Here is a 20,460-nt window from a genome sequence, read left to right as displayed (position 1 = left end):
ATGAAAATCACTAAGATAGTTTCCGCCAGCCTGGCACTTATGCTGGGCTGGGGCGGAACCGCCTTTGCCCAGAACGAGGTAGATGCCCTGCGCTACACCCGTTACGGAATCACCGGATCTGCACGTATTCAAGGTATAGGAGGAGCACAAACGGCACTCGGAGCAGATGTGTCTACCATGGCCTCCAACCCAGCCGGTCTTGGAATGTTCAGACGGTCGGAATTCAGCATCACCCCAGGCCTCAGCTTTTCCAGCTCAACAGGGCGAGTGGGTGGCATCTCAACGAATGATGAACGCAACAACGTGGCTGTGCCCCATATCGGCTTTGTGTTTGCCGACTGGCAGGCCAAGGAGGACAGTGACTGGCGTGGCGTAAATTTTGGTATCAGCTTCAGCAGGCTCAATAACTTCAACAACAGAACCTCTTACCGCAACACAGCCGGCGGACAAGACCCAACTATAGTTGAGTACTTCACCGAACTGGCAAACCTGCGTGGCCGCACGCAAACCGATCTGGATAATGAGTTCGACAATGGTTTCACGACCATGGAAGGCCTGGCCTACGGCACTTTTTTGTTTGATTTCGACGAAGACGGCTTTGCTATACCTACCTATCGCGAAGGCGAGATCAACCAAACCGAAGAAATTATCAGGAGGGGTTCTCAAAACCAGATTGACATAGCCGGAGGCACCAGCTACCGTGACAAAGTATACCTGGGTGCTTCGCTTGGCGTGGTTACCTCAGACTTCAGACAGGAGCGGATTTATAGAGAGGCCGAGGCCAGTGCTAATTCTGATTTTACCAGTCTGGAGTTGCGTGACGAGTTCAGAACGCGCGGCACGGGCGTCAACCTGAAGCTGGGTATGATCTTCCGCCCTTCTGATGTTATCCGACTGGGGGCTTCTGTTCAAACACCGACGCTGTATAATTTCGATGAGACGTACCAGCGCTCGATGTATAGCCAGTTTTTACCGGGAGAGAATTACAGTGCGGCAGAGCTGCCGGGCGAATTCTCCTATAAGTTGACCACACCGTTCCGTGCGTCGGGTGGTGTGGCTTTTTTCCTGCAGAAGTATGGCTTTATAGCAGCCGACCTTGAGTATGTGAACTACTCCAATGCCCGCTACTCCGAAGCTGATGACTTTGGGGGTAACAGCAGCTATTTTAACAGCGTGAACGACCGCATTTCCGGCAACTACCAGTCAGCGCTTAACTTTAAGCTGGGGGCGGAAGGACGTTACGAGGTGTTCCGTTTCAGAGCGGGTTACGCCATAACCGGCGACCCCTATAAAAATGCTGATTTCGACGGCAAAATAAACACTTTTACGCTGGGCACAGGTATACGCCTGAACAAGTACTATGCTGACGTGGCCTTCACCAGTTCAACGGCTAACAGCCTGTACAGCCCCTATAACTTTAACGACCCGACCGTATTTGTGCCGGTGGTAGATATCGAAGACAAGCTCAACACCGTTATGGTGACTTTTGGCTATAACTTCTAAGCAAGATTTTTTTCCTGTTTTCAGAAAGGCGGCAGATTCCGAAAGGGATGCCGCTTTTTTGTTGGGCTATACCTGTGTGCGGTATGGTTTTGGCAGCAAGGTATGGCAATACCACATTATTCTGATAAATTAGCAAACTAAACGTTAACAACCCCAATACACATGCATATCAACCTTAAAACCAATTTTCTGGCTGTGGTGCTCCTTTGCTTCGCTTTTGTGGCGCAAGCGCAGCAGAAGAAAGAAGTCACGCTGGAGGACATCTACCAGAAGGGCACCTTCTCGGCTAAATCGGTGTACGGCGTCAACTGGATGAACGACGGCCGCTACTACAGCTCACAGGTGGCCGACGAGAAAAACGGCGTGAACGACATTGTACGCTACGACGTGACTACGGGCCAGCCGGTGAATACCATCATCGAGGGCGAGGACCTGAAGCCTGAGGGCAGCGACAAGCCGATCAAATTCGATGGCTATACCTTTAGCTCTGATGAGAAGAAGGTGCTGTTCTCTACCGAGCGCGAGCAAATCTACCGCCGCTCTTCCAAGGCCGAGTTTTATGTGTATGACATTGCCTCGAAGAAACTGACCAAGCTGAGCAACGGCGGCAAGCAGCTTTACGCTACATTCTCTCCAGATGCCAAGCGTGTAGCTTTTGCACGCGAAGGCAATATGTTCTTCGTGGACCTTACCAACATGAAGGAAACACAAATCACCAACACCGGTAAGTTCAACTCCATCATCAACGGTTACGCCGATTGGGTATACGAAGAGGAATTCTCGTTTGCGCAGGGCTTCCACTGGTCACCAGACGGCTCTAAGATCGCCTTCTATACCTTCGACGAGACCAACGTGCCGGAGTTCAACATGCAGATGTGGGGCGAGCTATACCCGCAGGACAACAAATTCAAATATCCGAAAGCCGGTGAGGCCAACTCTATCATAACTGTATCGGTGTATAACGTGGGCAATGGCCAAACCGTGAAGATGGAGACTGGCAACGAAACCGACATCTACATCCCGCGCATCAAGTGGACCAACGACAGCAACCTGCTCTCGATCCAGAAGATGAACCGCCTGCAGAACACGCTGGAAATCCTGCATGCCAACGCCACAACCGGCAAAACCAACGTGGTGCTGAAAGAGACAGACAAAGCCTACATCGACATCACCGACGACCTGACCTACCTGAAAGACGGCAAGCACTTCATTCACTCTTCTGAAAAGGACGGCTTCAACCACCTATACCTGCACAACATGAACGGTAAGCTGGTGCGCCAGATCACGAAGGGCAACTGGGAAATGAGCAGCTACATCGGTTACGACGAGAAGAACGACCGCTTGTTCTACATGTCTACGGAAGTGTCTCCGCTGGAGCGCCACCTGTACAGCATCAACAGCAAAGGCAAAAAGAAAACCCGCCTGACGGAGAAAGCCGGTACGCACCGCGTAAACATGAGCAACGACTTCAAATACTTCCTCGACTATCAGTCAGCTGCCAACGAGGTGCCTACAGTAAGCCTGCACACGGCCAAAGACGGCAAACTGGTGAAAGTGCTGGAGGACAACCAGAAGCTGAAAAACACGCTGGCACAGTATGATGTTGCCAAGCAAGAGTTCTTTACTATGAAGACTCAGGATGGCACGCAGTTGAATGGCTGGATGATCAAACCAACTGATTTTGATCCGAACAAGAAATACCCGGTGCTGATGTTTGTGTACGGTGGTCCGGGCTCGCAGACGGTGAACAACAGCTGGGGGGGTGCAAACTACCTGTGGTACCAGGTGCTGGCCAACAAGGGCGTTATTGTGGTGAGCGTGGATAATCGTGGTACAGGTGCCCGGGGTGCTGAGTTCAAGAAAGTGACTTATGCAAACCTTGGCAAGTACGAAATTGAGGATCAGATTGAAGCAGCCAAGTGGTTGGGCAACCAGTCGTACGTAGACAAAAACCGCATCGGCATCTGGGGTCACAGCTACGGTGGCTACATGACTTTGCTTGGTCTGACGAAAGGAAATGGCGTGTTTGCAGCAGGTATATCTGTGGCTCCGGTTACAAACTGGCGCTATTACGACACGATCTATACCGAGCGCTACCTGAAAACACCGCAGGAGAACGCATCGGGTTACGACGATAACTCACCGCTGTTCTTCGCCGACAAACTGCAGGGCAAGCTGTTGCTGATCCACGGTACCGGCGACGACAACGTGCACTTCCAGAACGCGGTGGAAATGCAGGACGCCCTGATCAGCGCCAACAAGCAGTTCGAGAGCTTCTTCTACCCGAACCGTAACCACGGCGTGGGTGGCGGCGTTACGAGCCTGCACCGCTTCACCATGATGACCGACTTCCTGGAGCGCAACCTGATTAACCCGACCACAGAGTCGCAGAATCAATAAGGTATAATTATTTGACAGAGGACTTTTTGACAAAGACCAAAAGATAAAACCTATACCTAAACGAAAAGGCCCGTCAGTAATGGCGGGCCTTTTCGTTTTAAAGAGGCAATATTATAAGTGAATCGCTTAATAAAATAAGTGATAAGTTGCAGGTTCACAGCGGATATCTGCTAAATTTATGATGGCTATATCTGTGCACTATGAAAAAACTACTCTTCCTAATCTTGCCGTTCGTACTCTATGCTTTTCAGGGTATGGGTCAGAACCGTGATAAAGCGCTTGCTGAGCTGGTAGAAGCTGAAATAAGCTTTGCAACCACATCTGTGGAAGAAGGCATACGGGCCGCTTTTTTGGAGTTTTTGGCAGATGACGCGATTGTATTTCTGCCTGAGCCGGTAAATGGCAAAGAAGGCTACGGCAGTCGGCCGGAAAGCAGCGCCAAACTCTCCTGGTATCCTGTTTATGCCGATATCTCCAGCTCCCTGGACTGGGGCTATACCACCGGACCCTACGAGGTGAGAGCCAAACCGACGGATGAGCAGCCGGCAGGAGCAGGCTTTTACCTGTCGGTGTGGAAGAAACAGCCTGACGGGCAGTGGAAAGTAGCCATTGACCACGGGAGCTCTTATCCGGTAGATCAGATAAAACCGGAGGCTTACAAGTCAACAGCTGGCGTTAAAACAAGTAAAGGAATAGCGCAGGATCTACTGCAAAAAGATGTGCTGCGGGTGCAGCCTTATGACGACGAAACACTGATTTACCGGGCGGGTCAGTACCCTGTCAGGTATAAGGAACTGCGTATAGAGCCTGCCGGAAACATCAATTATACCACCCTCGGGCACGATGTTTCGCCGGCAGCTGATATGGCCTATACCTACGGCAGCTATACCTATAACAGTGGCAAACAGGAAGAAACCGGCTATTACCTGAAGGTATGGAAAGCGATAGACGGCAACTGGAAACTGGTAGCACACAACCTGGTGCCGGACAAGAAACAGTAGCCTAGTCTGCAGGATAGATGCTGCCCGGCAGCTGCCGGATGTGCTCGCGCAGCCGTTGCCTCTCTTCGGGCGTTACCGGGAGTTTTTCTACCCCGGCCTCAAGTTCCTGTCGCTCTTCTTGCGTCCACGTGGCAGTCGACTGACCGGATTTTTTTGCCTGCATCTTATCGGAGAATAACTTAATGAGGGTGGCTATGTCATCGGCGCTGCCGGTGAGGCGGTTCAGCACGGCCAGCAGGTCCCTGGCGAAGCCGTTGCAGGCGCGGTCAGGGTAACGCACCGTATGGTCTATCTCGCTCCAGCCCTCCTCGAAAAGCGTGCGCAATTGTATCTCCACAAAATAACGCTGGCGATGTGGCTGTGTACTGATAACATAGTGGACTGCCCTGTAGCCCAGCGGATGCCGCCGGATAGTACATCCTTCCTTTGCCAGTTCCTCCACAAGCATACCTGTATCGCTCTCGTGAATGTAAGCGACCGGCGGGCGTTTCAGTGGCCATACCTCCTCTATATACTGCCCCAGGCTACGCCACGATTCTTTGTACAGGTATAGCACCCGTATACCTACCAGGTCATTTATCCAGTCGAGGTAGCTGTGGTGGTCAATGATCCGTTCCGGATACTCAGCTTTTTTGCGGATGACTTTGCGGAGCAGGTGAAGCGGGTCCTTTATCCTATACCTGATGGCTTGAGCACCCGGGGCTTGCAGCAAGGTATTGGCGGTTATCTGGGAGATGGCGTTAAGCTCATCTTTCCGAGTCAGAAAATCATTGTAGATGGCCACCAGCGAGTTCGGGTCTATACCTTGTGCACGCAAGTTTTCCTGGCTCGTTTCCAAGGCAGTGAGTATATAGGAAAGTGTGGCACAAGGGGTAGACATGCTCAAGCGGTTTCAGACTATCGTTTAGCTAGTTTTACGCTTGAAAGTGATAATGGCACAGCTTAACAGGTATAAGTTCTATTCTTTCAGGCCTAGTTGCGCATTGATGAGCGGTGTTTTAGGCGCCAGGAAAAAACCGGTCAGACTGGCAAACATGATGGGGATGAAATGATGAAAACCCGTCAGGGTAGACAGCAGGATGATGGTGCTGATAGGAGTGCGGGTAACACAGGCATTGATGGCCGCCATGCAGCTTACCATAATCAGAGGCAGGTTCTGACCAGGGAAAGCCGCATTCACAATCATGCCCACCGTAGCGCCCACAAAAAACAACGGAATAATGAAGCCCCCGCGCCAGCCGGAAGTAACCGTGAAAGCGATAGCCAAAATCTTGGCACCCAGCAAAATGAGCAGGAATTGAAGCGAGAATTGCTCTTCCAGCAGGATGTTCAACTCATCGTGACTGAAGTAACGGGAGAGGGGCACATAGTAGGCGATGGTGCCAATCAGCAGACCACCCACAGCCATCTTCACATAAATCGGCACGCTGAATTTTCTGAACATATTTCTGCATTGGCGCACCGTAAAGATAAACAGCCAGCCCGCTGCCGTACCTGCCAGTGCATACAGCATGGCGTAGAAAAAGTCGTTTAGTTCAGGAGTGGAGTATACCGGGAAATTCCAGGTAGGGCCGATGCCAATATGGGTAATCAATATAAATATGACGTAGCTGGAGCAGCTGGCTACAAACGCAGGTATAAGTGCCTGGTAATACTCGACCACGTGTTTATGGTGCAGAATTTCGAGGGCAAACAAGGTGCCGCCAAGCGGAGCGCCGAAAAGGGCGGTAAAAGCGGAAGCCATACCTGCAATGGTGAGCGAGCGCAGGTCTTCGCCCCTGATTTTGAGTTTTTTGGCAATCCAGGTGCCGGTAGAGCCCACCACCTGTACCAGCGGTGCCTCGGGGCCGGCGCTACCACCACTCGCAATACACAGCCACGACGATAGAATCATGGAGGGGTTGTTCTTGGGCTCCAGATGCCCGCCTTTGAAACGGATGTTGTTCACGATGAGGTCCATCTCGCCGGGGTCGCCGAGGTAGTGGATAATGAGGCCCGCTAGAAGGCCAGCTGAAGCCATCAAAGGGATAACCCAGAGCCCTTGCACTGGCGCAAGAAAATGCATAAAACCCTCCAGCACCATCCAGTAAAGTCCCGCTATCACGCCTCCCATGATACCAATAGCTACCCACAGCAGGAAAATCTTGCTGAAAACAAATGGGTTAAACTGTAAAGGATAGTTAATCTGGTTCCGTAACGTAACAGCCAGTCTTCTTCTTTTAAAGTCCATCCTGCAAAAGTAAGGAGAAAATCAGGTGGAGGTAAAGGCAATAAGGATTCAGAAGATGCTGATTCGGATATTTCTATCCGAATTTTAACCACTGCGGATTTCCAGACCCGCGTGTGCCGATACATGGGGATTAGGAAATCCCCTACAGTCTACTTTCGAATTGATAAATCCGAAAGAGCATCTACTTATGTTGACGCCTTCGATTTGTGTCTTGGGCGTGTTTTCAATGACAACACAGGTATAGCTACAATTTCACACAAACATTCTGCGGTTCAGTAAAGAAACGCAGTGCCTCAAAACCGCCCTCACGTCCCACACCAGAGTTTTTCATACCGCCGAAAGGTGTGCGCAGGTCGCGCAGGAGCCAGGTGTTGACCCAGATGATGCCCGCATGTACCTGGTGCGCAACGCGGTGCGCCCGCTGCAGATTCTGCGTCCAGATGGTGGCAGAGAGGCCGTAGTCGGTGCAGTTGGCGTATTGAATGACTTCTTCTTCCGTGTCGAAAGGAGTGAGCGTAACAACCGGACCGAAAATCTCTTCCGTGTTGGTGCGGCAGTTATAAGGCAGTCCTTCGATGATGGTCGGGGCTATGAACCAGCCGTTCTGGCAACGTCCCGCTACCTGTACCTGGTTTCCACCCGTCAGGATGGTGCCGCCTTCTTGCTTGGCCAGTTCGATGTAGGAGAGCACTTTTTGCATGTGCTGTTCCGATACCACCGTGCCCATTTTTGAGCCTTCTTCCATCGGGTCGCCTACTTGCATGGCCTTCACTTTCTCCACAAAAGCGTCGCGGAATTTCTCGTAAAGCGGCCGCTCGATGAAAATGCGGGAACCGCACAGACAAATCTGCCCCTGGTTAGCGAAAGAGGAATGGGTGGAGGTATGGAGGGCATTGTTGAAATCGCAGTCGGCGAAGATGATGTTCGGGTTCTTGCCGCCCAATTCCAGCGACAGCTTCTTGAACATCGGCGCCGCTGTAGCCGCGATAGTGCGCCCGGTGGCCGTGCCGCCTGTGAAAGAGATAACGGGTACTTTTGGATGGGCCGTCATAGCCGCGCCTACCTTGTGGCCATAGCCATGTACAATATTTAGCACACCCGCCGGCAAGCCCGCTTCGATGCATATTTCCGAAAGCATGTAAGCTGTCATGGGCGTCACTTCAGAGGGCTTCGCCACCACACAGTTACCAGCGGCCAGAGCAGGAGCAATCTTCCAGGTGAACAGGTATAGCGGCAGGTTCCAGGGCGAAATGCAGCCCACTACGCCATGCGGATGGCGCACGGTGTAGTTAATGGCATCGGTGCCCTCCATGTAATGCGCCTCCGAAGCGAAATGCTGGATGGCCGTGCCGTAGAAGCGCATGTTGCTACTCGCCCGAGGTATATCCACCGACTTCGCCAGCTTCAGCGGTTTGCCATTGTCTATCGATTCGGCCTCGGCCAGCTTGTCCAGGTTCTGGTCAATCAAGTCGGCAATGCGCATCATAATCTGACCCCGCTTCTCGGCCGGTGTATTCGACCAGGCTGGGAAAGCCTTCAAAGCTGCCTGCACCGCCTGCTCTACGTCCTGTTCATCGGAGTCAGGTATAAGCGAGTATACTTCGCCCAGAGCTGGGTTGTAGTTGTCGATGTACTGCCCCGCCACAGGCATTACCAACTGGCCGTCTATGTAGTTATGTATGTGCTGCACGAGGAGGAATTAAGAATTAAAATCTATGTGTAAATAGGGTAGGTTTTATTGAAGGGCAATTTGTTGAATCGGATTTACAAACTTTTCTTCCAGATGTTTCAGTATCTCTCTGTTTTCAAAATAACCAAAGTCGCTGTTTACTCTTCTCCAGTTACCTAACTCTAAGCCTTCATTTATTCCAACAATTGCAAAAGTAGTTTCATTTTTACCGCTAGGCCTTGTCCAGCAGTGCACGATCTGGTTTGTTTCTGGCAAGTAAAAGTATATGTTATACCAGTAGTCAGTACTATCTTTTTTGTAGTCAGTTAAACTATGTAATGGGACAACACTTTCAGGGTGTTTTGCTTTATAATCCATTACAGCCTGTATAACTTTCGCCTCTGGCGCCTTTATTTCAAAAGTCTCTGCATGCGGATAGCTTCCCGCACCTATTAATCCACAGCTTGCACAGATTAAGCTACATGCTAAGATTAACCCCTTACTGATACCTTTTTGTATATTTTTGAGCTGAGGCAATTCCACTGTCTTGAAAACAACAATCAACTATTAACAATCAACAATCTCTACAAACTCCCCGTCCTGCCCCCATCAACCGGCACATTGATGCCGTTGATATAGGCCGCTGCTGGCGTAGCCAAAAACGCTGCGGCTGCCGCTACTTCTTCGGGTTCGGCGAAGCGGCGGGCTGGGATTTCGGACATCATCTCTTCTTCTACCTTATCCACAGCACTTTCGGTTTTTTTCGCTTTGTTCTCGATGATAGATTCCAGACGACCAGTGCGGGTAGCGCCGGGGAGCACGTTGTTCACCGTGATGCCGAACTGACCCAGTTCGTTGGCCATAGTTTTGGCCCAACTAGCCACGGCACCACGGATGGTGTTCGACACGCCCAGGTTCTGTAGGGGCTGCTTCACCGACGTGCTAATAATATTGATAATGCGACCGTAACCTGCCTTTTTCATCAGCGGAATGACTGCTTGTGCCAGGTTGTGGTTGTTAATCAGGTGCATGTTAAAAGCGCTCAAAAACTCTTCCGGCTTGGCATTCATGATTGGGCCGCCTGCTGGCCCGCCTGTGTTGTTGATGAGGATGTGCACCTGCTCGTGTTGCTGCAGGTATACCTGTAGTTGCTGCACCAGTTCTTCCGGCTTGCTGAAATCGGCCACAAGGTAGTCGTGTTGCTGGCCCTGGCTGTTATCGAGCTCCTGGGCTACCTCTTGTAGTTTGGCTTCGTTGCGCGCCACCAGTGTCACGCTGGCACCCAATTGTGCCAGTTCTACAGCGATGGCTTTGCCTATACCTTGCGTGCTGCCGCACACGATGGCTCTTTTATCGTTCAGGTCTAAGTTCATAAATTAAATGTACGCAAAAGCCTCCAAACTTACACGGTAGCCTGTGCTCCTGCTATACCTGAGTTACCATTTCTATCTACTTTTTCGTACATTCAAGCTATCAACCTAATCCGATAGAACTATGGCCATACAGCGCGCTTTCAATTTCAAACAGTGGATAGAGGAACACCGCCATTTACTGAAGCCACCTGTGGGCAACCAGCAGGTATACAAAGGCAACGACGACTTTATCGTGATGGTGGTCGGCGGTCCCAACGCCCGCAAGGATTATCACTATGACGAAGGCGAGGAGTTTTTCTATCAGGTGGAAGGCGATATTGTGCTGAAGATTATAGAAGACGGCAAACCGGTGGATATCCCTATCAAAGAGGGTGAGATTTTCCTGTTGCCAGCAAGGGTACCGCATTCACCGCAACGCCCTGCCAACACTGTCGGTCTGGTGATTGAACGCTACCGTAGAGAAGGGGAGAAGGACGGCTTTATGTGGTTTTGCGAGAACTGCGGCAACAAGCTGCACGAGGATTTCACGGAAGTAACGGACATAGTAACGCAGCTGCCCGTGATTATGAATAACTTCTGGGATAATGAAGATTTGCGGACTTGCAAGAAGTGTGGTGAGGTGTTGCAACCGCCTGTGAAGCCAGCATAATGTAGTTTGTCAATCCGAAATACGCACTGTCATTTCGAACGCTAGTGAGAAATCTGGAATTTGCAAGAAGTGCGGTTGCTGAAGCCAGCAAATTATACTTGCTGGCCTCAGCTATACCAGTGCTATTATACCTGGAGCTTCGTCTCTTACTTTAGGGCGCTTGTGCTAGGGTAGAGGCTCTATATAAGCGGGGCATCGTCCTTGGGCATCGCGCTGTGTATTGAAGCTGCTCCTCGCTCCGCTCCGGGCTGCCCTTACGGGCACCGCAACAATACAAGGCGCTCAACCCAGGGACTGGGTATAGTTTCGATAGCTAAGCTTTTTTGCTATGCAACTTATACAAAGTCCCCCTTTGAAGGGGGTAGGGGGATGTTAATCGTGCACAAGCTCCTTCCCTGTTTTTAGGCGAAGATTGAAATGACGTGATCCCTCACCTTAGACAAGGAGAGGCTTGGGAGACCCAGTTTCTGCAGAAATCATGATAATTCTTTTTGATCCTAAAAATCCTTGGGGTAGGGGTCCTATATGGAGATCCCGGCTATTCACAAATCCTTCCCCAAAACTCACGTAGAATCTATAAAATGCTTATATTGTTGGATTGCCTGATTTGGCCGTACGCTGTATAGCCGCTTTTTCGTTCCTTTACCAGCATGCAAAACCAAAAGCCTGACTTCTCCATACCTGCCGAAAGCAATCTGTTCAAGATTGACATTCACACGCACATCCTGCCCGCTACGTGGCCTGATCTGCGGGAGCGCTACGGGTATGGCGGTTTTGTGAGGCTGGAGCACCACAAACCGTGCTGCGCCCGCATGATGATGGACGACAAGTTCTTCCGTGAGATTCAGGACAATTGCTGGGACCCCAAAGTGCGCATGCACGAGTGCAGCCACCACCAGGTGGGCGTACAGGTGCTGAGCACAGTGCCGGTCATGTTCAACTACTGGGCAAAGCCGGAGCATACCTACGACCTGTCGCGCATGCTCAACGACCACATCGCAGGTATAGTCGCCGACTACCCCGACCGCTTCATCGGCTTGGGCACCATTCCGATGCAGGACCCCGATTTGGCGATTAAAGAGCTGGAGCGCTGCATGAAGGAACTGGGTATGGCAGGTATACAGATCGGTTCGCATATCAACGACTGGAACCTGGATGCGCCCGAGCTGTTCCCGATATTTCAGGCGGCTGAAGAACTGGGGGCGGCTGTGTTTGTGCACCCCTGGGATATGTACGGCAAAGAGAAAATGAGCAAATACTGGCTGCCCTGGCTCGTAGGTATGCCCGCAGAAACCAGCCTAGCCATTTGCTCCATGATTTTCGGTGGTGTGCTCGAGCGTTTGCCGAAGCTACGAGTAGCTTTTGCCCACGGCGGCGGCTCCTTTCCGGCCACCATCGGTCGTATCTGCCACGGTTTCGAAGTACGGCCTGACTTGTGTGCCATAGACAACAACGTGAACCCCCGCGAGTACCTCGGCAAATTCTACTTCGACTCCCTCGTACACGACCCTCAGGCGCTGGAGTACCTCGTGAATCTGGTGGGCGCCAACAGCATTGCCCTCGGCACTGACTATCCTTTCCCGCTCGGCGAACTGGAGCCCGGCAAATTAATCGAATCTATGCCCTACGATCGCGCCACCAAAGACCGCATGCTGCACGGCACCGCCCTGGAATGGCTGAATCTGGAGAAGAGCCTTTTTGTGAAGGGCTCAGTGGATATTTCGAAGGCTAAGGTATAAATCGGGGCTCCTTTTCAGCAACTATTTCGGTATTCTCTCCTCTGTAAAGGTCTCTTTTACTTGCGTATACCGTATGTTCTCTTTATAACAAAAGATGTGCGGTGTAGATAGTGCAAATATCTGGGAGTTGGATTATATTTGTGCCCGAAAATTATAATCCTACCTTTTTTATGAAACTCAAACTTATACTCTTTCTTCTATTCTTTCCGGTTGCTCTCTATGCCCAGATCCAAAGCCAAAAGGGGGTAATAGCCCTGAAAAATGGAGATAACCTGACAGGATCCATCACTTATTTTTACGACGAGCCCAATGAAATACGCCTCTCCGGTGAGCAGGGTGCCAAGCAAGTATTTACTGCAGAGCAGATTTCTGAGATAAAGCTCGATAACGGTGAAAGGTTTGTTGCTAGACGCTATAAAACGAATGCTGATAGTATCTCGCTGGTGCTGAAAGTGCTGATCGAGTCGCCTAAGGTTTCAATCTATAAAAGAGAAGAGAATTCATCAGAATACTACTATGTATCCAAAGACAATGCACTGCATAGACTTGAGAATAACAGCGTGTATGAGAACCAGGGTGGCAAAAAGTATTTGCGGAAAGACCATAAGTACATCGGCACGCTCAGTTCGCTGATGTATGACCGCATGGACATTGTGCAGCAGTTGGAGAAGACAACTTTGAAAGAGGGTAGTCTGACTAAGATAATTCGGGAATACAACCAGGGGGAGGCTAGCTACGAGTGGCAAGGTGATAAGAAAGCCGGGAAAGAACCGAACTGGGTTTTCTTTACGCAATACAGCATGTATGGCTTCAGCAAGAACATTCCGATTGAAGCACGCGGCTACGGGAATATGGCTGGTCTTCAGTATTACTTCTCCAAGCACAGCAGGCATTCTATTAAGGCGTCCATAGACTACTCTTCTTATAGATTTGGGGAAGAGAAGGCGCATTCGTATGCCTTGGGCTTGCGGTACGAAATGGCCTTTAAGAAAGCAGAAAAATACAGTGCTTATGTGCTCGTTCACCTCATGGATGCTGGTTACGTGTCTTATAGTCTCCCTGAAGAAGGCTATAATGAAAACGGATTCGGGGCTGCACTCCGCCTTAGTCCAGGTCTCGGATTCGAATCGAAACTATTTCCAAGAATGGCTGTTTATGCCGAAATCAACCACCTGCTAGTTCTGGAAGAATTGCCAAGATCATTCAGTCTCGGCCTGAAGTATGATTTTGGTAAGACAAACTGGAAGTAATATGGCAGTTACCGGGCGGGGGCTTAATAAATTTTGCCCAGTTATTTTCTATCTTCGCAGGAGATGAATTGGAGGCTGACGCCGCCTTTAGATAACACCCACACCCGCACCAAAAAAATGAACTACCAGAATAGCCTTGCCTTTGCGCAGGAACAAGATAACCTCGACCCGCTTAAGCATTTCAAAGACCGCTTTTATTTTCCGCAGGTAAACGGCCGCGACGCTATTTACTTTTGTGGCAACTCGCTTGGTTTGCAGCCAAAGTCGGCGCAGATGTACATCGACAACGAGATGTATAAATGGGCGAACTACGCTGTAGAGGGACATTTTAAAGGTGAAGACCCGTGGTTCAACTATCATAAGTTGCTAACAGATGGCGCTGCCCGTGTGGTGGGAGCCAAGGCGCAGGAAGTGGTGATCATGAACCAGCTCACCGTGAACCTGCACCTCATGCTTGTGTCATTTTACAGACCGGAGGGCAAGCGCATCAAGATCATTATGGAAGGCGGGGCTTTTCCGTCGGACCAGTATGCGCTTGAGACACAGGTGAAATTCCATGGCTATACCCCGGAAGAAGCCATTGTGGAGTTGTTCCCCAGAGAAGGCGAGCACACGCTGCGCACTGAAGATATTCTGAATAGCATTCGTGAGTACGGCGACGAACTGGCACTGGTGATGATGGGTGGCATTAACTACTATACCGGCCAGGTATACGACATGCAGGCCATCACGCAAGTCGGTCACGAAGTGGGCGCTGTAGTGGGCTTCGACCTCGCGCATGCTGCCGGCAACGTGCCTATGCAACTGCACGACTGGGATGTGGACTTTGCCGTGTGGTGTACCTACAAATACCTCAATTCTGGACCGGGTGGTACCTCGGGTGTGTTCGTGCACGAGCGCCATGCCAACGACTCTGATCTGCCGCGCTTTGCCGGCTGGTGGGGCCACGATGCAAGCGTGCGCTTCCAGATGAAGAAAGGCTTTATACCTATACCTGGTGCTGAAGGCTGGCAGCTTAGCAATGCCCAGATTCTGCCAATGGCCGTGCACCGCGCATCGCTTGAGATTTTTGACGAAGCAGGTATAGCGAATCTGCGCGCTAAGAGCGAGAAGCTGACGGGCTACTTGGAGTTCCTGATTAATGATGTGCAGGTGAGCAAAGACGTACTCGAGATGATTACCCCACGCGACCCGCAGGCCCGCGGCTGCCAGATATCGCTCCTTGTGAAGCAAAACGCCCGCGAGCTATTTGATAAACTGATGGAAGCCGGTATTATCGTAGATTTCCGGGAGCCGAGCGTAATTCGTGTTGCTCCTACGCCGCTTTACAACAGCTTCGAGGAGGTATACCGCTTCTCCGAAATACTGCACGCCTGCCTGGAAGGGCATCGTTAAACCGGCCTGCAGCAAGACACAGTCCAGTATAGAAACTGTTTCAACTGCCTGACTGAAGCGGACACCTCCCAGCGGCCGCTTCAGTCATCAGCTTGATGCGATGCGCTCTTATACCCATAACGCAGGTATGGCGCTGTGATGACCAACCATGTCGGAGAACTGACCAGGAAAAACGAATGCCTGCCGCTGGCATAGCATAACCGATCCAGGAATTAAGGTTTAAGCTGTGTTTTAGAAGCAAAAGTCCTACTTTTGTAGTGCGATGGTCATTACCGGCAGCATAGCGCGGTCAATACTAAATTGCTGCCCGCATAGGTGCTACTATTACTGGTGGCCACCAGTTGACAGGTATAGCCTAAGGCCTGCCAGATGCTCCTGAAGCGTTGCGCCTCCAGATTTCCTGTTGGCAGCACTATACCGATTCATTTCCAAAATTCTTAATCCCCTTACCATGAACACTACTTATTCGAATGACGCGATCAGTAGCTGGACATCAGACCAATTGTTGAGCTTAGGAGTGCCTGAACAGGCCGCCATGTACATCAACCTGTTTGCCTTAATTACGGGGGCAGCCATTTTGATATACCTGGCTGATTTTTTGGCCAGAAAAATCTTTGTGGGCACCGCCCATAAGTTTGCGGCCAAGTCCAGCACCAGGCTGGTCGAGTTCATGGCACGCAACCGGGTGGTGGTATACCTGGCCCGCATCGTGCCGCTCATTATTGTAGTGCAGGCTATACCTATTGTGTTTGCCGACTTCCCGACCTGGATTCCGGCCCTTAACAAGTTCACCGACATTTACCTGATCCTGCTGTGGATGTGGGTGGCCCGTGCGGTGCTGAGGACCTGCAAGGATTTCCTGAAAACAACCGAAACCTTTAAAGAAAAGCCGATTGAGAGTTTCCTGCAGGTAATCACCATCTTCCTGTACTTTATAGTCGGTCTGCTTATTTTCTCTACCCTCACCGGCAAAGACGCCTGGGCCTTTATCACGGCGATGGGTGCGGCTTCGGCCATTCTGATGTTGATCTTCAAAGACACTATCATGGGGTTTGTGGCCAGCATACAGGTGTCGTCCAACGACATGGTGCGCATCGGCGACTGGGTAACCATGGACAAGTATGGCGCAGACGGCGAAGTGACCGAGATAAACCTGACCACAGTGAAAGTGCAGAACTTCGACAAAACCATCACCACTATACCTACTTATTACCTGATCTCCGACTCGTTCAAAAACTGGCGGGGCATGCAGACCTCGGGCGGGCGCCGCATCAAGCGCTCAGTCTACATCAAGATATCGAGCATCCGCTATTTGTCAGCCGATGAAGTAACCGAACTGAGCAAAATTCAGTTGCTGAAAAGCTACCTGGAAGAGCGGCAGAACGAAATCAGCCGATTCAACAAAGAGAACGAAATTGACAAGAGTCTGCTTATTAACGGCCGCAGCCTGACCAACGTGGGCGTGTTCAGAAAGTACATCGATGCCTATATCAAGCAGCATCCGGGCACCCACAAAGAAATGATCATGATGGTACGCCAGCTCGAGCCCACCACCACCGGCATGCCGATCGAGCTATACCTGTTCGCCAACAGCATCGTGTGGGTGGAGTACGAAGGCATCATGGCCGATATTTTTGACCACCTGCTGGCGGCGGTTAAGTACTTCGACCTGGAGGTGTTTGAGATGCCGGCGGCAGACGATGTGCGGAGTCTGCACTTTAATATGACGGGTACAGCGGGTGCGCGCTACCCCATGGCAGAGACCATGCAGAACTAAAACTTCGGTCGTTAGAAAAGGATGCATCGCGGCGGCTTCAGGTTAAGTATAACAGATAAATGCCTGACCGCTGATTTCCGGGTATGGAGCACTGCATGCGTTCGTTTTTTTTTAATGTATATTGTCAGGTTGGCAACCTGCTTCCGTATTGATTTCAGACCGAATGTTTAAGTACGACACTACTATATGACCCACCTACCCAATCTGGTCCTGGACCTCGGGTTGATTCTTGGTGCAGCCGGCATCATGACGCTTGTTTTTAAGAAACTGAAGCAGCCGCTGGTGCTGGGATACATCATCGCGGGTCTGCTGGTGGGGCCGCACGTTAAGCTGTTTCCGACCATAGTGGAGATAGAGAACATCAATGTATGGGCCGAGATTGGGGTTATTTTCCTGCTGTTCAGCCTTGGCTTGGAGTTCAGCTTTAAAAAACTCGTGAAAGTGGGAGGGTCCTCCTCCATCATGGCTGGGGTCGAAGTGGTCGTGATGCTATTACTGGGCTACCTCACAGGAAAGCTGCTGGGCTGGAACACCATGGACAGCGTGTTTTTGGGCGGTATCCTTTCCATATCCTCTACCACTATTATCATCCGGGCCTTCGACGAGCTGGGCGTGAAGTCAAAGCGCTTTGCCGGGCTAGTATTTGGGGTACTCATCGTAGAAGACCTCGTGGCCATCCTCCTGATGGTGCTGCTATCGACTTTGGCTGTGAGCCAGCAGTTTGCCGGCACCGAAATGCTGCTGGCCGTGCTCAAACTCGCCTTTTTTCTGGCGGTGTGGTTTCTGGCGGGCATCTTTCTTATACCTACACTGCTCAAAAAGGCCAGCAAACTGATGAATGACGAGACGCTGCTGATCGTTGCCATCGCGCTTTGCTTCCTGATGGTGATTCTGGCGGCGCAGGTGGGCTTCTCGCCGGCGCTAGGCGCCTTTATCATGGGCTCCATCCTGGCCGAAACCACCAAGGCCGAGAAGATCGAGCACCTAGTGATGTCTGTGAAGGACCTGTTCGGCGCCATCTTTTTTGTATCGGTGGGCATCCTGATCAACCCGGCGATGATTGTGGAGTACGCCGGGCCGATTGCCCTGATCACGGTCGTGACGCTGGTGGGGAAACTGGTGAGTATCAGCGGTGGTGGTTTGATAGCGGGGCAGGGACTCAAAACCTCCATCCAGTCAGGTATGAGCGTGTCGCAGATCGGGGAGTTTTCGTTCATCATCGCCACCCTCGGCCTATCGCTCAAGGTAACCAGCGACTTCCTGTACCCTGTGGCAGTGGCGGTATCGGCTATCACGACGTTCACTACACCTTATATGATCAAAATGTCCGAGCCGCTCTACGAAGTGGTGGAGCGGGCGCTGCCGAGAAAGTGGAAGAAGCGGCTCAACGAGTACAGCTCCGGTGCCAGGTCCATTGGCACGGCCAGCGACTGGAAAATACTGCTGCGCTCTTATGTAGTCAACATGGTGGTGTCCTCTGTTTTGCTGGTGGCGATCGTGCTGCTGTCTCAAAACTACCTATACCCTTTCATGACCGAAGAAGTCATGCCGGGCATCTGGGGACGCGTGGCTACGGTTACCATCGCCTTGATTCTTATGCTGCCCTTCCTGTGGGCGATGGCCGTATACCATCCGCAAAAAGAGGCACAGGGCCGTATCTGGGCTAACCGCAACTACCGCAGCCTGATTATTGTGCTGGAGTTCACCAGGGTAGGTATAGCCATCCTGGTTATTGGCTTTTTGCTCAACCGGGTGGTTTCGGTGCAGGTGGCGCTTGTGGTGAGTCTGCTTATCATTGGTCTGCTGGTGCTTTTCTCCAAAAGAATTCAGAACTTCTACATCCGGATCGAGAACCGGTTTATGTCGAATCTGAATGCCCGGGAAATAGCGGCTGCCAGCAGCATGGCCCATACCTTGGTACCCTGGGACGCACACCTGACCAGTTTTGAAGTGGCACCGAACGCTGCGGTGGTGGGCAAGAGCATGATCGAACTGCAGATACGCGAAAAATATGGAATCAATGTGGCCGTTATAGAGCGGGATGAGCGCACGATCATGGCCCCGGCGGGCGACGAACGTATATTTCCGGGTGATAAAATTTACGTATTCGGCACAGACGAGCAAATCGCAGCTTTCGGAGATTTTATAAAAGAGGCGTCTATACCTACTGTGGACGGCGCAACCACCCGGGAAGAAGTCGGTTTACAGAAGCTGATTATATCGTCTGATTCGATGCTGCATGGCCGTACGGTGCGTGAATCGGGCGTGCGTGAGAAAGCGCAGGGCCTGATTGTAGGTATAGAGAAGAAAGGTAGGCGCATCCTTAACCCCGACTCGGAGTTAGTGATTGAGGAGGGCGATATAGTTTGGATTGTAGGTAGCCCGTGGCGCGTGAGACAACTGGAGGCGGTCCGTCAGAAGGTTTGAGAAAAGCGCTTTTTTTACGATTTTAGCCTGAGAAAGAAACAAACACGATGCGTAACATAGAATACTGGATAGAGGAAAACTTCCACCTGTCGGCCCAGATACAGGAAAACGTTTTGAAGTCGGTGATCGCATTGCTAGCGCTCTGGATCATCAGCCGGGTGCTGTTGCGACTGGCCTCGCGGCAGCAGACGGACACGCGCAAGCTGTACCAGTGGAAGAAAACGACCAACTACGTGGTAACGGGGCTGGGCATTATCTTTCTGGCCAACATCTGGTTCGAAGGTTTCAAGTCCATCACCACGTTCCTGGGTATCTTCTCGGTCGGTTTGGTGGTGGTGCTCCGTGACCCCATCCTGAACATGATGGGCTGGGTGTTCCTGATCTGGAAGCGCCCTTTTAAAGTTGGCGACCGCATCAAAATAGGTCTCTATACCGGCGACGTGATCGACATCGGCTTTTTCCAGTTCACCATCAACGAGTTGGGCGAGTGGGTGGATTCGGAGCAGGCCACAGGCCGCGTGGTGCATATCCCCAACAGCCAGGTGTTCACGCAGGGGCAGGTCAACTACAACTACGGCTTCCCGTTTCTGTGGCATGAAGTGCAGTTGCGTATTACCTTTGAGAGTAACTGGCAAAAAGCCAAGGGTATTTTAAAGGAGATTGCCCTGCGCCACTCCGAGCGACTAAACGAAGAACAGGAACAGCGCGTGCGCATTGAGGCACAGCAACACCTGATCTTTTACAGGAGCTTCGACCCCAAAGTGTTTATCAAAGTAAGAGAGAACGGTATACAGCTCACGCTGCGCTACCTTATTAACCTCAACGGCCGCCGCGAGAGCGAGAACAAGATCTGGGAAGATACTCTGACGGAGTTCCTGGCTACATCCGATATTCGCTTTGCCTACCCAACCACACGCTTCTACAGCGCCACCGAAGGGCAGGAAAGCGAAATGCAGCACATGGAGAGTGGGAGAAGGGGAATGGAATAAGAGTATCGGATGGATAAAGCCGGGTACATCCTTGTGAAGTAGGAGAAACCCATTAACT

At 51.3% G+C, this 20,460-nt stretch carries 15 protein-coding genes; 10 read left to right on the top strand and 5 right to left on the bottom strand.

What is annotated here, in order from left to right; all coding sequences use genetic code 11:
* From AC4QZR_RS04285 to AC4QZR_RS04275, 3 genes are all read left to right on the top strand, one after another.
* Positions 1 to 1,503: an OmpP1/FadL family transporter gene (locus AC4QZR_RS04285; RefSeq protein ID WP_494479775.1), complete on the top strand. Its 1,503-nt coding sequence runs from the start codon at positions 1 to 3 to the stop codon at positions 1,501 to 1,503.
* Between the two features lie 162 nt (positions 1,504 to 1,665).
* Positions 1,666 to 3,903 (top strand): S9 family peptidase, encoded by a 2,238-nt coding sequence (locus tag AC4QZR_RS04280; RefSeq protein WP_494479774.1) that lies wholly within the window; start codon positions 1,666 to 1,668, stop codon positions 3,901 to 3,903.
* 200 nt (positions 3,904 to 4,103) lie between these two features.
* Positions 4,104 to 4,904, top strand: a complete 801-nt coding sequence (locus AC4QZR_RS04275) for a YybH family protein (RefSeq protein WP_494479773.1) — start codon at positions 4,104 to 4,106, stop codon at positions 4,902 to 4,904.
* Between the two features lies 1 nt (position 4,905).
* Here AC4QZR_RS04275 and AC4QZR_RS04270 read toward each other — a convergent pair whose 3' ends face one another.
* The 5 genes from AC4QZR_RS04270 to AC4QZR_RS04250 form a co-directional block, all read right to left on the bottom strand.
* Entirely contained in the window at positions 4,906 to 5,742 is an 837-nt protein-coding gene (locus tag AC4QZR_RS04270) for a RelA/SpoT domain-containing protein (RefSeq protein ID WP_494479772.1), read from the bottom strand.
* Between the two features lie 120 nt (positions 5,743 to 5,862).
* Positions 5,863 to 7,134, bottom strand: a complete 1,272-nt coding sequence (locus tag AC4QZR_RS04265; protein ID WP_494479771.1) for a chloride channel protein — start codon at positions 7,132 to 7,134, stop codon at positions 5,863 to 5,865.
* 244 nt (positions 7,135 to 7,378) lie between these two features.
* Positions 7,379 to 8,824 (bottom strand): aldehyde dehydrogenase, encoded by a 1,446-nt coding sequence (locus tag AC4QZR_RS04260; RefSeq protein WP_494479770.1) that lies wholly within the window; start codon positions 8,822 to 8,824, stop codon positions 7,379 to 7,381.
* 45 nt (positions 8,825 to 8,869) lie between these two features.
* The gene (locus AC4QZR_RS04255; protein WP_494479769.1) at positions 8,870 to 9,346 is read right to left on the bottom strand and encodes a hypothetical protein; all 477 of its coding nucleotides are present in this window, start codon (positions 9,344 to 9,346) and stop codon (positions 8,870 to 8,872) included.
* Between the two features lie 41 nt (positions 9,347 to 9,387).
* The gene (locus tag AC4QZR_RS04250) at positions 9,388 to 10,176 is read right to left on the bottom strand and encodes an SDR family oxidoreductase (RefSeq protein WP_494479768.1); all 789 of its coding nucleotides are present in this window, start codon (positions 10,174 to 10,176) and stop codon (positions 9,388 to 9,390) included.
* A gap of 121 nt (positions 10,177 to 10,297) precedes the next feature.
* On the opposite strand from AC4QZR_RS04250, the gene AC4QZR_RS04245 reads away from it, so the two are divergent.
* The 7 genes from AC4QZR_RS04245 to AC4QZR_RS04215 all read left to right on the top strand — a co-directional run bounded on the left by AC4QZR_RS04245 (position 10,298) and on the right by AC4QZR_RS04215 (position 20,402).
* Positions 10,298 to 10,825 (top strand): 3-hydroxyanthranilate 3,4-dioxygenase, encoded by a 528-nt coding sequence (locus AC4QZR_RS04245; protein ID WP_494479767.1) that lies wholly within the window; start codon positions 10,298 to 10,300, stop codon positions 10,823 to 10,825.
* Between the two features lie 650 nt (positions 10,826 to 11,475).
* On the top strand, positions 11,476 to 12,564 hold the full coding sequence (locus AC4QZR_RS04240) for an amidohydrolase family protein (RefSeq protein ID WP_494479766.1): 1,089 nt from the start codon (positions 11,476 to 11,478) through the stop codon (positions 12,562 to 12,564).
* A gap of 170 nt (positions 12,565 to 12,734) precedes the next feature.
* Positions 12,735 to 13,814: a hypothetical protein gene (locus AC4QZR_RS04235; RefSeq protein ID WP_494479765.1), complete on the top strand. Its 1,080-nt coding sequence runs from the start codon at positions 12,735 to 12,737 to the stop codon at positions 13,812 to 13,814.
* 117 nt (positions 13,815 to 13,931) lie between these two features.
* Positions 13,932 to 15,209 (top strand): kynureninase, encoded by a 1,278-nt coding sequence (gene kynU / locus AC4QZR_RS04230; protein ID WP_494479764.1) that lies wholly within the window; start codon positions 13,932 to 13,934, stop codon positions 15,207 to 15,209.
* Positions 15,210 to 15,660: 451 nt separating this feature from the next.
* A complete protein-coding gene (locus AC4QZR_RS04225; RefSeq protein WP_494479763.1) occupies positions 15,661 to 16,986 on the top strand; it encodes a mechanosensitive ion channel family protein in 1,326 nt (441 codons plus the stop codon).
* A gap of 186 nt (positions 16,987 to 17,172) precedes the next feature.
* Positions 17,173 to 19,413, top strand: coding sequence for a monovalent cation:proton antiporter family protein (locus tag AC4QZR_RS04220; RefSeq protein ID WP_494479762.1), 2,241 nt, complete (start codon positions 17,173 to 17,175; stop codon positions 19,411 to 19,413).
* A 47-nt stretch (positions 19,414 to 19,460) separates the two neighbouring features.
* Positions 19,461 to 20,402 carry a mechanosensitive ion channel family protein gene (locus tag AC4QZR_RS04215; protein WP_253401198.1) on the top strand — a complete coding sequence of 314 codons (942 nt, stop codon included), beginning with the start codon at positions 19,461 to 19,463 and terminating at the stop codon, positions 20,400 to 20,402.
* Positions 20,403 to 20,460: the final 58 nt, after the last annotated feature.

This window comes from Pontibacter sp. YIM B11418, from assembly GCF_059278805.1.
The sequence above is the reverse complement of the archived record's forward strand: the minus strand, read 5'-3'. Positions and strand labels throughout refer to the sequence as shown.

What these genes read in the sequence shown, in the direction of transcription:
- AC4QZR_RS04275 (WP_494479773.1), top strand. Translation starts at nt 4,104, where the DNA reads ATGAAAAAACTACTCTTCCTAATCTTGCCGTTCGTACTCTATGCTTTT.
- AC4QZR_RS04265 (WP_494479771.1), bottom strand. Translation starts at nt 7,134, where the DNA reads ATGGACTTTAAAAGAAGAAGACTGGCTGTTACGTTACGGAACCAGATT.
- kynU (WP_494479764.1), top strand. Translation starts at nt 13,932, where the DNA reads ATGAACTACCAGAATAGCCTTGCCTTTGCGCAGGAACAAGATAACCTC.
- AC4QZR_RS04220 (WP_494479762.1), top strand. Translation starts at nt 17,173, where the DNA reads ATGACCCACCTACCCAATCTGGTCCTGGACCTCGGGTTGATTCTTGGT.
- AC4QZR_RS04245 (WP_494479767.1), top strand. Translation starts at nt 10,298, where the DNA reads ATGGCCATACAGCGCGCTTTCAATTTCAAACAGTGGATAGAGGAACAC.
- AC4QZR_RS04215 (WP_253401198.1), top strand. Translation starts at nt 19,461, where the DNA reads ATGCGTAACATAGAATACTGGATAGAGGAAAACTTCCACCTGTCGGCC.
- AC4QZR_RS04250 (WP_494479768.1), bottom strand. Translation starts at nt 10,176, where the DNA reads ATGAACTTAGACCTGAACGATAAAAGAGCCATCGTGTGCGGCAGCACG.
- AC4QZR_RS04240 (WP_494479766.1), top strand. Translation starts at nt 11,476, where the DNA reads ATGCAAAACCAAAAGCCTGACTTCTCCATACCTGCCGAAAGCAATCTG.
- AC4QZR_RS04235 (WP_494479765.1), top strand. Translation starts at nt 12,735, where the DNA reads ATGAAACTCAAACTTATACTCTTTCTTCTATTCTTTCCGGTTGCTCTC.
- AC4QZR_RS04225 (WP_494479763.1), top strand. Translation starts at nt 15,661, where the DNA reads ATGAACACTACTTATTCGAATGACGCGATCAGTAGCTGGACATCAGAC.
- AC4QZR_RS04285 (WP_494479775.1), top strand. Translation starts at nt 1, where the DNA reads ATGAAAATCACTAAGATAGTTTCCGCCAGCCTGGCACTTATGCTGGGC.
- AC4QZR_RS04280 (WP_494479774.1), top strand. Translation starts at nt 1,666, where the DNA reads ATGCATATCAACCTTAAAACCAATTTTCTGGCTGTGGTGCTCCTTTGC.